Source organism: Nocardia vinacea NBRC 16497 (assembly GCF_000308835.1).
GTDB lineage: Bacteria > Actinomycetota > Actinomycetes > Mycobacteriales > Mycobacteriaceae > Nocardia > Nocardia vinacea.
The window spans coordinates 23,186-35,857 of the sequence record NZ_BAGN01000047.1 but is presented as its reverse complement, the minus strand read 5'-3'; the positions used below and the strand labels follow the sequence as shown (position 1 = coordinate 35,857).

General features: G+C 67.0%; 9 protein-coding genes. 5 read left to right on the top strand and 4 right to left on the bottom strand.

What is annotated here, in order from left to right; translation table 11 throughout:
* Together ON44_RS05650 and imuA' are read right to left on the bottom strand one after the other, a co-directional pair.
* Positions 1–906: DNA polymerase Y family protein (locus ON44_RS05650; protein WP_040686740.1), on the bottom strand; the 906-nt coding region annotated here is incomplete at its 3' end.
* 396 nt (positions 907–1,302) lie between these two features.
* Positions 1,303–2,082, bottom strand: a complete 780-nt coding sequence (gene imuA' / locus ON44_RS05645) for a DnaE2-dependent mutagenesis accessory factor ImuA' (protein WP_040686739.1) — start codon at positions 2,080–2,082, stop codon at positions 1,303–1,305.
* 291 nt (positions 2,083–2,373) lie between these two features.
* Between imuA' and ON44_RS05640 the strand changes: the two genes are divergently transcribed.
* The 3 genes from ON44_RS05640 to ON44_RS05630 are packed head-to-tail and all read left to right on the top strand — an operon-like array spanning position 2,374 to position 5,002.
* Positions 2,374–2,973, top strand: coding sequence for a TetR/AcrR family transcriptional regulator (locus tag ON44_RS05640; RefSeq protein ID WP_040686738.1), 600 nt, complete (start codon positions 2,374–2,376; stop codon positions 2,971–2,973).
* Positions 2,970–3,821, top strand: a complete 852-nt coding sequence (locus ON44_RS05635; RefSeq protein ID WP_040686737.1) for a phytanoyl-CoA dioxygenase family protein — start codon at positions 2,970–2,972, stop codon at positions 3,819–3,821. The genes ON44_RS05640 and ON44_RS05635 overlap by 4 nt, the downstream gene beginning before the upstream one ends.
* A gap of 53 nt (positions 3,822–3,874) precedes the next feature.
* The gene (locus ON44_RS05630; RefSeq protein ID WP_040686736.1) at positions 3,875–5,002 is read left to right on the top strand and encodes a serine/threonine-protein kinase; all 1,128 of its coding nucleotides are present in this window, start codon (positions 3,875–3,877) and stop codon (positions 5,000–5,002) included.
* A 261-nt stretch (positions 5,003–5,263) separates the two neighbouring features.
* Here the strand turns inward: ON44_RS05630 and ON44_RS05625 are convergent, their stop codons facing one another.
* On the bottom strand, positions 5,264–5,899 hold the full coding sequence (locus tag ON44_RS05625; RefSeq protein WP_040686746.1) for a response regulator: 636 nt from the start codon (positions 5,897–5,899) through the stop codon (positions 5,264–5,266).
* A gap of 145 nt (positions 5,900–6,044) precedes the next feature.
* On the bottom strand, positions 6,045–7,460 hold the full coding sequence (locus ON44_RS05620; protein WP_051181584.1) for an ATP-binding protein: 1,416 nt from the start codon (positions 7,458–7,460) through the stop codon (positions 6,045–6,047).
* A gap of 340 nt (positions 7,461–7,800) precedes the next feature.
* On the opposite strand from ON44_RS05620, the gene ON44_RS05615 reads away from it, so the two are divergent.
* Both ON44_RS05615 and ON44_RS05610 read left to right on the top strand, forming a co-directional pair.
* A complete protein-coding gene (locus ON44_RS05615) occupies positions 7,801–8,445 on the top strand; it encodes an MspA family porin (protein ID WP_040686735.1) in 645 nt (214 codons plus the stop codon).
* A gap of 119 nt (positions 8,446–8,564) precedes the next feature.
* Positions 8,565–12,605, top strand: a complete 4,041-nt coding sequence (locus ON44_RS05610) for an NACHT and WD repeat domain-containing protein (protein WP_051181583.1) — start codon at positions 8,565–8,567, stop codon at positions 12,603–12,605.
* Positions 12,606–12,672: the final 67 nt, after the last annotated feature.

Sequence of the window (12,672 nt, the reverse complement as noted above, 5' to 3'; positions counted from 1 at the left end):
CAGCGGTTCGGCGCACCGCCAGATGCGCGAAAGTTGTTCGCCCGCCTCGGTTTCCGCGAGCACCGATAGCCGGGTGCAGGCCATCGAGGCATTGGCCAGCGCCTCGTGCAACTGGGTGGCGAGCATGCGCCCCGCGAAAGCGGCGGCATCGACCCGATCGATCGGCGGCTCGCAGCGATACTGCACCGTCAGATCCTTCGGCGGACGGCGCGCGGACGGCGGACGCTCCGGCACAGCCCTGGCACACCGATGCGCCAGCACGGCATCGGCGCCGAAGCGCGAGGTGACCTCGATCGGGGTCAGTGCGGCGAAATCACCGATCCGCCGTAACCCCAAGCGATGCAGCAGATCCACCAGCTCGATGCGTTCCGGTGCGGACAGGCTCGGTTCGAGCGCGAGTTCGCGCACCGGCAGTGGCGCCAGGAATCGCGCACCGTCGCCGGGCGGCACGATCGCGGCGAAACGCGCGGCGATCACCGCCGTGGACAATTCGTCGGCAATGCCGATCTGCGCCTCCACCCCCACCGCGGCGGCCGCGTCGACGAGCCGTTCGGCCGCCGCCTCCTCGGATCCGAAAAACCGGGCCGCACCCCGCGCGCCGAGCACCAACAGCCCAGGACGCAGCACCTCCACTCCCGGCACCGTCGCATCGATGGCCGCCACCACCGGCTCGAACAATCGCGCGTCCCGATCCGGATCCACCTGCGCGACATACACATTCGGACACCGCGCCTGCGCCTCCCGCTTGGTCAGCCCACGCCGCACCCCCTCGGCCCTGGCAATGGCCGAACACTCCACCACCTTATTGGCGAACAGCACCGCCACCGGCCGCGTCGCAGGCACCCGCGCCACCGCCGCCGCCGTCACCGCCGACCAGTCCGGACACCACAGCGCCAGCACCCGCATCCCACCCACCCGACTCGGCCGGATCACCACCCCACCCCTCCTGGCACCCCGCGCAACAACCGGGCGCCCCGGGTACGCGGCGCCCAGTCGCAAGACACGGTGCCCGGTACCGTCTGAACATCGGTGCCAACCGGCGACGTGTTCTGGTCGGTAGCACGGGTTTTCGCGCGGCGCGGCGATGCCGCCGTGGAACGACAGTCGGCCGTTGCCCGCCAACGACCGTTGCTTGCGGCAGCGAGTGTCACTGCGTCCGAATCACGCCAGCGCACCGAACGTCACCTCACCTGCGGGCGACACTGCGCTCGCCTTGGCTCGCCGCCGCGTCGAAACTCCGAATCGACGGGAAGGCCGCTTTGCGCAGCAGAACCCATGGCGCCGCAGTCGCCGAGGACCGACTCATGACGCCGCACCGCGCGCCTCGACAGTCACTTCATCGGCCGCGGCGACCGTTTCCAGTGCCACCCATTCCACTCGGCTCGCACCGGGGCGCAGTTCGATTCGGCCGTGGCAGGGTGGGCCCGCCTTGCCGCGGACCGCGACCTCCAAGCGGAGCGAGCGGAGGCGACCGCGACCCGCACCGAGGCCGCCGTACCCGGCGATGCGGGTATCCACGCGCAGAGACGGATTGGGCCAGCGGCCGTCGGTGACCACCAGGGTGGCCCCCTTGCTACGCGCGCGGGCAGCGATGACGCGGGTGCGGGACGGGGCGACGGCGGCGCCGGCGAGGCCGAGCACCACTAGATCGAGGCCGTCGAGCAACACCGCGGCCACCTCCACCGGGTCCGGCCCGGGATCAGCGACGACGGCGAGGCGCTGCAATTGCGCACCCATCTCGACCGCGGCGAGCAGCCCGAGCCGCGGCACCCCGACCACAGCGGCATGCCCACCGCCCTCGGTCACCGCGGCGAGCAGCCCGGCCAGCAGCGAACTCGCACCCGAATAGGCCACCACCGAACCCTTGACCAGACCGCCATCAGGCAACAGCTCCGCAAGGGCGGGCGGCACCGCGAGCGCTTCTCTGCGCAATTCGGCGGCGTGCGGAATCCGCTCGGCCGCTGCTTCCCCGCGCCCGGGTATCGCCGCCATCCGTCGGCGCAGCTCATCCAGTGTCGGTTTATCCCTCGGCGGCATCCCGTCCCGCCGTCTCCCCGCCCCTGAATCCTCATCCGAACCCATCACAACCACCTACTTCCAACGATGGACCCGAGGCGAAGCGCGGCCCGAACCCCCACGATCAAAGGTTCAGCACCGATCCAGCTATCGATCGATATCGAATATACGTTCGATACCCGCTCAGTAGAAACCCACCCCCGACTTCCGTCAAGTACGCACATCTACCGCGATCACTTCGCAACGCCGCCGTTGTTTTTGAGTTGAACTCAACTTACAATCGGAAGTCATGAGCGAGCGCAGCGACACAGCCGGCATGTCGGTTATGACGGAGCCGAGCGCCAGCGGGGTGGAGTCATGACCGACCAAGAATGGTCCGGCCGCGGCGCGACGGCACGCAGGCGACTACTGGAGGCGGCGCATGCGGAGCTGAGCGAAACCGGCGAACTCGAGGTGGCCGCAGTCGCCCGCCGCGCCGGGGTCAGCGTCGGACTGCCCTACCGATACTTCGGCTCGCGCAGCGGACTGCTCACCGCCGTCATCACCGACTTCTACGACCGACTCGGCGAAAACGTCACCTATGCGGAATTCGCCGGAAAGGATTGGCGCGAACGCGAACACGCGCGCGTGGTGGCCTGGGTGAACTTCCTCTACGACGATCCGCTCGCCCCCGTCGCGCTCGGACGATTCGGTGACGCCGAGGCGGCGGGCGTGGAACGGCAACGGCTGCAGCAGGCGATCGAGGTCGGCATCCGAAATATGGCGCAGGGCCAGCGCCAGGGCATGGTGCCCGCGGACCGCGATCCGGAACTGCTCGTCGCGGCCGTCCTCGGTGGCGTGCACATGGCCGTTGCGGTGGCGCTCACCCGCAGCCCGCGCCCGGACCGCGCCGTCGTCGCCGACCAGGTATGGGAATTCGTGGCCGGAGCCACCGGCTCAGGGAAAGAAGAACAATGAGTAATGCACAACCAGAGGTCGAACGACTCGAGGACCTCGCAGGCGACCTGTCCCGAACCCATCGCACGCTCCACGAAGTACGCGACGTCCCCGCCGCGCAGGTGGACGCCGATCTCGCCGCCCTCGATCGCGACGGCTACATAATTCTCGAGGGCCTGCTCGACTCGGCGCAGTGCGCGGCACTTCGCGCGGAGCTCCTGCCCCTACTCGGCCCGAATGGGCGAAATGCGTTCGAGGGCCACCGGACTCAGCGGCTCTACAGCGTGCTCGGCAAGACGCGCATGATCGATCGGCTGGTCGACCATCCCCGCGTGCTCGCCCTATTGGATCGACTTCTGCTACCCGGATATCTGCTGTCGCAGTTGCAGACCATAAATATCGCCCCCGGCGAAAATGCCCAACTCCTGCATCCCGACGACGGCTTCTACCCGGTGCCGCGACCACGAAAGGCGTTGTCGGCGGCCACCATCTGGGCGATCGACGAATTCACCGCCGAGAACGGCGCGACGATGCTGATCCCGGGCAGTCACCGCTGGCCGGACGGTCGGACACCGCAAGAGGATGACGTCCGCGTGCCCGGCGTCATGCCCGCCGGATCGTGCGTCTTCTTCCTCGGAACCCTCTGGCACGGCGGCGGCGCGAACCGCTCGGCGAACTCGCGACTGGCCGTCACCGCGCAGTACTGCGAGCCGTGGTTGCGCACCCAGGAGGCCTTCACGCTCTCGACCAGTCGCGATACGGTGCGCGCGGTCTCGCCCGAAATCCGGCGCATGCTCGGGTACAGCATTCACCCGCCCTTCATCGGCATGGTGGACGGAATGCACCCGGATCGCCTGCTGACGCAATAACCGGCACGGCGCGAATCAGGCCAGCTGGCCTCGTTTTCCGCTACCCTCGCACCGTGACCGAACGCGCTCGTCCCATTGTCGGCCCCGATTATCTGGTTGCCGGCCGCTACCGTCTGCAGTCGAAACTGGGCGGCGGCGGTATGGGCGCGGTATGGCTCGCACATGATCGCCTGCTCAACCGGGATGTCGCGATCAAACAGGTGCTCTCCACCGCCGGACTCCCGGAGGCGGAGGCCAATGAGATCCGCAACCAGATCATGCACGAGGGCCGGGTCGCGGCCAAGCTCTCGCACGAGCACGCCATCGCCGTCTACGACGTGGTGCTGGAGGCCGGCGAGCCGTGGCTGGTGATGGAACATCTGCCATCACGCAGTGTCGCAAAGGCATTGGCGCTGGTGAACGCCCTGCCGCCGATCGAGGTGGCGCAGATCGGGGCGCAGGTCGCCGACGCGTTGGCGGCCGCGCACGCCGCGGGCATCGTGCACCGCGATATCAAACCGGGCAATATTCTCGTCGCCGACCGCGGACCCGTCGTCGGCATGGCCAAGCTCAGCGACTTCGGCATCTCGCGTGGTGCGACCGATAACTCCGACGAGCCGGACGGCATGATCACCGGCACCCCCGCCTATCTCCCCCCGGAGGTGGCGCGCGGCGCGCAGCCGACCACGGCCAGCGATGTGTTCTCCCTCGGCGCCACGCTCTACACCGCGATCGAGGGGCAACCGCCGTTCGGTATGGACGATGACACCGATGCCGTGGTCTATCGCGCGGCCATGGCCCAGATCATCCCGCCCAGCCGCAGCGGCATGCTCACCAACGCGCTGCTGCACATGATGGAACCGGCCCCGCAGCGCAGGCCGACCATGGCCGAGGCGCGGGACGAAATCCTCACCGCCGCATTCGGTCCCGGCACCGGTCCGTATATCCTCGGCGCCCCGGTACGCACCGAAGACGGCACCATTCCGGCATGGGCGGCCCGCAATTCGGCATCGGGCCTGCGCAGCCCACATTCGACTCCGCTGCCGCGCCCGCACCGCAGCAACACGTCGGGTCCAGCGGCCGCCGCACCCCAGCGCCCGAAGGCGAAGTCGAAGGAAGCGAGCAATGCCCCGCTCGCCATCGCCATCGGCCTGCTGGTGGGCCTGATCCTCATCATCGCCATCATCATCGCGATGATGTGATCCGCTGTGCCGCAGCTCCTCAGCTGCCGCACAGCGCGGCACCGTGCACACAAAACCGGCCCGACGCACACGAATAGGCCCCGCACGCACGAAATGCCCGGCACGCACGACTCGGCACCGTGCACACGAATCGGGTAGCCGGTGTAGAGGTTGCACGGGCGCGAGGCCGACACGCCGCCACCGACCTGCAGATCGAATCCGGAGTTCTTGACATCGACGACCTGCGGCGAAACCGCACGCGGCAGCCGGAATGCTTGCGGCTCAGTCGATGCGGCGGCGGTGCGCCCAGCGGGTGAGTGCGTTGCGGTTGGACTGCTGAGTCTTGCGGAGCACGTTGGAGGCGTGTGTCTCGACGGTTTTCACCGAGATATAGAGCTTCTCCGCGATTTCCCGATAGGTGTAGCCGCGAGCGAGCAGCCGCAGCACTTCCAGTTCGCGCGGAGTGAGCGAATCCAGTTCGGGATCCAGCGGCGGCTCCGGCACCGGTGATTTGCCGGTGAACGAGTCGAGGACGAAACCGGCCAGCCGCGGACTGAACACCGCGTCACCACCGGCGACCCGCCGAATGCCATCGGCCAGCTCGGATCCCGAAATCGTCTTGGTCACATAGCCGCGCGCGCCCGCACGGATCACCGCGATCACATCCTCGGCGGCATCGGAGACGCTCAATGCCAGGCATACCGGACCGTCATCGATGCCGGCCAGCACCGCGACCCCACCACCGTCGGGCATATGCACATCGAGCAGTACGACATCCGGACGCGCGGCATTGATTCCGGCGACCGCCTCGGCCACGCCCCCGGCCTCTCCGACGACCTCCATATCGGTCTCCCGACTCAATTCGGCCCGCACACCCGAGCGGAATACGGCGTGATCATCGACGAGAAAGACCCGCACGGCCACCTACTTCTCCTCATCCTCGGTGGGTCGACCCACCCTGACGCGCGGACCGCCCGCAGGCCGTCCGCACTTCATCGGTACCACAACTGCCACCGCAGCCGTCGTCATCCGAGCTACGACCTGCGTCGCATCATCAGGGTGATCACTTGGCGTTGCGAACTGTCTGTCGCACTCCGTCGACCTGATCGTCGCCGACCGGCTGTTCCGCCTCGGCCCGGTCCCGATCGGCACCGGAATCGGTGCGCGGCATGATGATCCGCACCTCGGTGCCCCGACCGGGCGTGGACAGGATCTCCACCTGACCGCCGCGCCGCTCGATTCTGGCGCGAATGGATTTCGCGACACCCCGCCGGTCCTGCGGCACCGCCGCGATATCGAATCCGGCCCCGCGATCGCGCACGAAAATGCTCACCTGATGCGGTTCCGCCTCGGCGAACAGATCGATCTCCGGGACGCCCGCGTGTTTGGCGGCATTCACCAGCGCCTCACGGCTCGCGCCGAGCAATGCGGTGAAATGCTCCTTCGGCAGGCCGGACCCGCTGTCGGCACCGTCCATCGTCACATCGCCGACGGTGACCGGAGTCACCTTCACCCCGTGCTGATCCTCGACCTCGCCCGCGATCGTGCGCAGCGCCACGGCAAGACTCGACTGCGCGGGCCCGGAATCCTCGAAGAGCCAGCGCCGCAGTTCCCGCTCCTGACTGCGCGCCAGCCGGGCCACCTCTTGCGGATCGTCGGCCTGACGCTGGATGAGCGCCAACGTCTGCAGCACCGAATCATGCAGGTGGGACGCGATTTCCTCGCGTTCCTCATTGCGTATGCGGGCCGCGCGCTCGGCGTTCAGCGCGCGCATCATGCGCAGCCACAGCGGCACCGTCAGCAGACCGGCGCCGATCAACGTGACCGCCACCGCGATCAGCGCGGAGCCGAGCGAGCTCAGATCGATCCTGGCCAGCACCACCACGCCGAGTCCGAGCACGATCATGGTGATCCCGGCGACGATGCGCGACCAGGTCACCACCGAGGGGCGCGCGGGCAGTCCGAGCAGCGAGCGCGGACCGTCGGTGTCGTATTCGCGCCACACCAGCGCCGCACCCACCGCCACCACGACGATCGGCACGATCACCTTCGCCGCGGTACCGCTGAACAACCACGACACCCCGACCGCGAGCCCGAGCCCGAGCAGGGCCAACCCGATCGCCTGACGGCGCTCCTTACCGGTCGGCTTCACCGCATCGTGGCCGCCCGGAGTGAAGATCCACAGCATCCCGTAGGCGACGATCCCCGCCCCCGCCAGCGCGGACAGCAATACGAACGCCATCCGCACCTTGAACACATCGAGCCCGAGATGATCGGCGACACCACCGGCCACACCGCCGACGATCCGGCCACCCGAACGCCGCACCATCCGCGGATACGGCGGTGTGGGTGGGAGGGCCGGCGCGGCGCCGAAACGGCCGGGGCCGGGGCCGGGGCCGGGGGCGAACCCGGGCGCGGCGCCGAAACCCCGGGGATCGGCCCCCCGAGCAGCATCGAACGCGGGCACGGACGGGTACATGCCTTCGATACTGGCACGACCCACCGACGCCGACCATCAGGAATCACCCTGATCTTCGCCGATTGCGTCCGGTCCGGACAAGAAACCCGCGCTGACCTGTCGTTCTTATCCGCCGCTCAGCCGTTGCGGGAGGCACGGAGCGGATATGCAGCCGATTCGTGCTCCGCCGGACCGGATAACTGGTCCCGAACGCATCTACCAGCACTTTCCACACCTCTCACCGGACAATGACCTCGGCAGCGCACCACCGCGCGCCATACGTTTCTTCCGGGTCGGAAACGTCCCACTGAACACCGGGACTCGCGCCGCAGGGGGCCGAGCACAGGTTCGGGGAGGAATCATGAACATCAAGTCGGTACTGCTCACCGCCGTCACCTCGGTCGGAATCGTATTGGCGGGCACGCCATTCGCCGCCGCCCAGGGAATGGCGCCGCACGAGAAGAACTACTCGGGCCCAGGGGGATTCGAGCTCACCGTCGGCCATACGGACGAACAGTTCCGCCCGGTCCCCTCGCTCAACGGAATGCCGACCAACCGAGAGGTGTTCCTGGACAACACCTTCTACGGCACCATTCCCGCGAATGCGACGGGCACCATGAAGGCGGGCTATCTGGTCGCCTGTGCGGTCGATCTCGACGTCACGGTGGATATCCAGGCCGGGATCGGCTTCGACGCCGGGTTCAGCATCGGTGTCAGCGGCAGCGGCGACTCGACGTCACCGAACTTCGATGCCAGCATCGGACCGAAGATATATGCCGGAGTCGGCCTCGACATGTCGATCGGCCCCGGCGAGATCAAACCGATCGAAGTGGGCACCAAGGCCCTGGCCCGCGGCGGCACCGGCTATCTGGTCAGCCACGACTACCACCTGGTGGTCGAGAACTGCGGCGGCCCGCTCACCATCCAGTCCTATGTGACCCTCACGGCCGACACACCCGAGGTCACCGCCGCCGACGCGGTAACAGGAGACCGAATCTTCCTGTAATCCGGCAACACCAGGGCGGCGGTGCGATCGACGATCGCACCGCCGCCCGACCCCGTACATGCACCTCGAACCGGCTAAATTGTCCCTATGTCTGTGTCGCCCAAAAGTATCGGGCGCACGTGGTAGCAGGGGACACCACCGCCGAGACCCGGGGGGAAATCCGATCACCGCGTGCGGTTTTCGCACAACGATTCGCCGATCTCTATGCGGCCGCGGGCAATCCGACGCTGCGACGGGTGGCCACGGCGGCCGAGGCGAGGATGCGGGCCGCGCAGGGTACGCGGACTGCCTCGAGTGCTTCGGTGCAACGGATCAGCGATTGGAAGGCGGGGCGCAATGTTCCGGCTCGCTTCGAATCGATGCTCCCGGTGGTGCTCACCCTGATCGACCTGACCAAGAAGACCGAGTCGCAGACCAGTCGGCAGTTGCTGGAAGTGCGTGAGTGGCAACGGCTCTGGCAGGCCGCCATCACCTGGACACCGAATGACGAGGACGACGCGGGCTGTCCCTACCTAGGACTCACCTCGTATCGCAAGCAGCACCGGGACATCTTCTTCGGCAGAACCCGATCCACTGCCGAACTCGTCGATTTGGTCCAGGGCGCCGCCGCTGACGCGGATGGCGTCGTCGTGCTGATCGGCGCATCGGGTGCGGGCAAGTCCTCGCTGTTGGCCGCGGGACTCATACCCGCCGTCACCGACAACTGGTCGACCGCCACGATGACACCCGGGGCGAGCCCGCTCCGCGCGCTGGCCAAGGCTTTTCACGCGGACAACGCAATAGCGAAGCCATCCGCCGACGAGGTGTTCACGGCACTCGGCCAGTGGAGCACCGACCAACGCCGACTGCTCATCGTGGACCAGTTCGAGGAGCTGTTCACCGCCTGCCCGGATGAACGCGAGCGCGAAGCTTTTCTGAACGTCTTGGACCGCTGCGCAACTCGGGCCGAGGATGCCCTCACCGTCGTCATCGCCCTGCGCGCCGATTTCTACGCCCAGTGCCTCGACTACCCGATCCTGCAGCACGCTCTCGAACACCGGAGCTATCTACTCGGCCCGATGCGGCTGGACGAACTGGACCGAGCACTCATCGGGCCGGCCAACCACGCCGGGCTCGAACTGGAGTCCGGCCTGGCAGAACTGGTGATCACCGAACTCTGCGGACTCGGCGATCACGAGAACCGCCAGAGCTACGATCCGGGCGCACTCCCGCTGCTGTCACACGTCATGGCCGCCACCTGGCAGCACCGGGAAGGCCGCAAACTCACCGTCGCCGGATATCGCAAGGCGGGCGGTGTCATCGGCTCCATCGCCGCCACCGCCGAACAGGCATGGAGCGAACTATCCGACACCCAGCAGTCCTCCGCGAAGGATGTGCTGCTCGGACTCGTTGCCGTCGCCAATGATTCGCGCGATACCCGGCGCATCGCCGTCCGTCCGAACCTGCTGCAACGCACCACCGACCCGGTATCCGCCACGGCCGCACTGGAACTGCTTGCCCGCACCCGCCTGATCACCCTCGACTCCGACTCGGTGTATCTGACCCACGAGATCGTGCTGGACGCCTGGCCGCGACTGCACACCTGGATCGATGAGGACCGCGTCGGCTACCTGGTCCGGCAGCGGTTGGAAGCCGATGCCGCGGAATGGGATTCGACCGGACAGGATCCCTCACTGCTCTATCGGGGCACCCGGCTCGAGACCGCACTCGGTCATGTCGATCCACCCATGGTCGGCGGCCAGATCCGCACTTTCCTCGAGCATTCCCGAGCAGCGCGAACGCACTCCCGCAGACGGTCGTCGGTGACCCGCGTAGTCCTCGCCATGCTCGGCGTCGGCCTACTCGTACTCGGCACGATCGCCTACGCGCAGGTCGAGCTCACCAAACAGCAGCGCAACGACAAGAACTTCGGATCCGTACTGGCGGAGGCAGATCGACTACAACAAATCGATCCATCGCTGTCCGCGCAGCTATATCTCGTTGCCGGACAACTCAGGCCGGGCGATCCGGAGGTGCGGGCAAGGCTGCTCGCAACCCAGAACCTCGCCCTCGCAACACCATTTGCCGCACACGACGAGGGAATCAGGACCATCGCGTACCGACCCGATGGCCGGGTGCTGGCTTCCGCGAGCAACGACAACACCATCCGCCTCTGGGACGTCGCCGATCCGCGACATCCCCACCCGCTGGGCGAGCCTTTACGCGAATCCCCTTCCGGGGCGACGTCCATGGCATTCAACCCGGATGGCACGGTGCTCGCGACCACCGGCACTTCGGCACGACCGCAGCTGTGGGATGTACGTGATCCGGCGCATCCCCGGCTGTTCGGATCACCGCCGACGACCACCAGCGACACGGGTTATCTGGTGTCCTTCAGTCCGAACGGACGGACGCTGGCAGTCGGGTCCATGCGCGACAAAGGCATCACCCTGTGGGATGTCGGCAACCCGGCCGAACCGATCCAGGGTCGGTTCATCCCCGCGCCGCGCAATCGGGACCTGTCCGCGTTCGCGTTCAGCGGCAATGGGCGACTACTGGCGGTCGCGACCAGCGACTGGGACCACAGTATCGCGACGGTCGAATTGTGGTCCGTCCCGGCCACGGGAGAAATCACCCGCGCTGGAACACCATTCGAGGTGCCCCACGATGTCGAAGCAATCCGGTTCAGCCCTGACAACAGAGTCTTCGCCCTGGCCGGTCCACGCCTGACCGTACGACACACATACGTCAGCGTGACCCAGTTGTGGGCCGTCGACGATCCCGCCCACCCGCGACCGCTCGGAAATCCGTTGGTGGACAACGTGGTGCAGCAGCCCGTCCCCCTGCTCGCCTTCAGCCCGGACGGCCACACACTGGCGACCGGTGGTGCCACCGGCGCGAAACTATGGAATATCGCCGATCCCGCGCAGCCGACCCCGCTGGGCGCCCAACTGTCGGCGATTCCGTCCCGCTGCCTCAACGACGCGAGAATTCCCACCCGATGTACCGGTGAACCGACGGGGCTGGCGTTCAGCTCGGATGGAAAGATTTTGGCCGTCGGTGGCACCGAGGGAGTCGTGCGGCTGTGGTCCCTGGCTCCCGCGGTACTCAATGGACACACCGACTGGGGTCGGAGTCCGATATTCGATGCCACCGGCACCCGAATGGTGAGCGATTCCAGCGACGGCACATTCGTCATATGGGATACCGGTAACCCCCGGGAACCAGTCCGGATCGGGGAATTCCGGGCGAAACCGGGATCATCTATCCGGGCCCTGAGCCCTGATGGAAAGTCTCTGATAGCGCGGGACGGTCCGATGGGGCCGATGTTCCTTGTCGACCTCACCGACCCGAAGAACATTCGGATATCGGGCGACTGGCAGGCCGCATCGTCGCAATGGTCGCGCCTGACCTTCCACCGCGACTGGACCCTGGCCGCGCAGACTCTGGATCCCAAGGTCGATACCTTCCAACTCGCGAACATTGCGGACCGCTCCCGCCCAGTGCTACTCGGAACACCGACATCCGTCGCTCCCGCGCAGGTCCAAGCCATCGGATTCGATCCGACCCGGCCCACCCTCGCGATCATCGAGTCGACCCTGTCCGAGCCGAGTTCGCCGGCGATGGCCCTGCGAACCAGGCTGACGCTGTGGGATATCTCGAACCCGGACCACCCGGTCCGGGTGGGTACATCCCCGCCGGAGCACTCGCCGCTGATGCTCGACGTGAGCATGCACCCCGACGGCCGCACCGCCGTCACCGTGGCGAACGAAACCTTCCAGGTCTGGGACATCAGTAACCCGGCATCGCCCGAACCGGTCGGTGACCGGGTCACCGCACATAATCTGGCGATCATCTCGACCTCGTTCAGTCCCGACGGCAAGACCATGGCCACCAGTGGAAACGACGGATCGGTGCGGTTGTGGGACTTCACCGATCGCCTTCATCCCCGCCTCATGTCCAGTTCCATCGCACCGCCCGGCCCCAACGTCTGGTTCATCCAGTTCCATCCACAAGGCGACTATCTGTCCGCCTCGAGTAGCGGTGGCGAGCGTCGACTGTGGGATCTGGACGAGCAGCACGCGATCGAACGCATCTGTCATGCCACCGCCACCCTCATGACTCCCGAACTCTGGCAGCGCTACCTGCCCCAGCTCTCCTACCGTCCGCCCTGCGACTAAACAAGAGACCGCTTGGTCCAAAGAGATCAGAGATTTTCTCAGGGTTCCCCCCGATGCGCCGAAGTGC

What these genes read in the sequence shown, in the direction of transcription:
- ON44_RS05620 (WP_051181584.1), bottom strand. Translation starts at nt 7,460, where the DNA reads ATGTACCCGTCCGTGCCCGCGTTCGATGCTGCTCGGGGGGCCGATCCC.
- imuA' (WP_040686739.1), bottom strand. Translation starts at nt 2,082, where the DNA reads ATGGGTTCGGATGAGGATTCAGGGGCGGGGAGACGGCGGGACGGGATG.
- ON44_RS05635 (WP_040686737.1), top strand. Translation starts at nt 2,970, where the DNA reads ATGAGTAATGCACAACCAGAGGTCGAACGACTCGAGGACCTCGCAGGC.
- ON44_RS05615 (WP_040686735.1), top strand. Translation starts at nt 7,801, where the DNA reads ATGAACATCAAGTCGGTACTGCTCACCGCCGTCACCTCGGTCGGAATC.
- ON44_RS05640 (WP_040686738.1), top strand. Translation starts at nt 2,374, where the DNA reads ATGACCGACCAAGAATGGTCCGGCCGCGGCGCGACGGCACGCAGGCGA.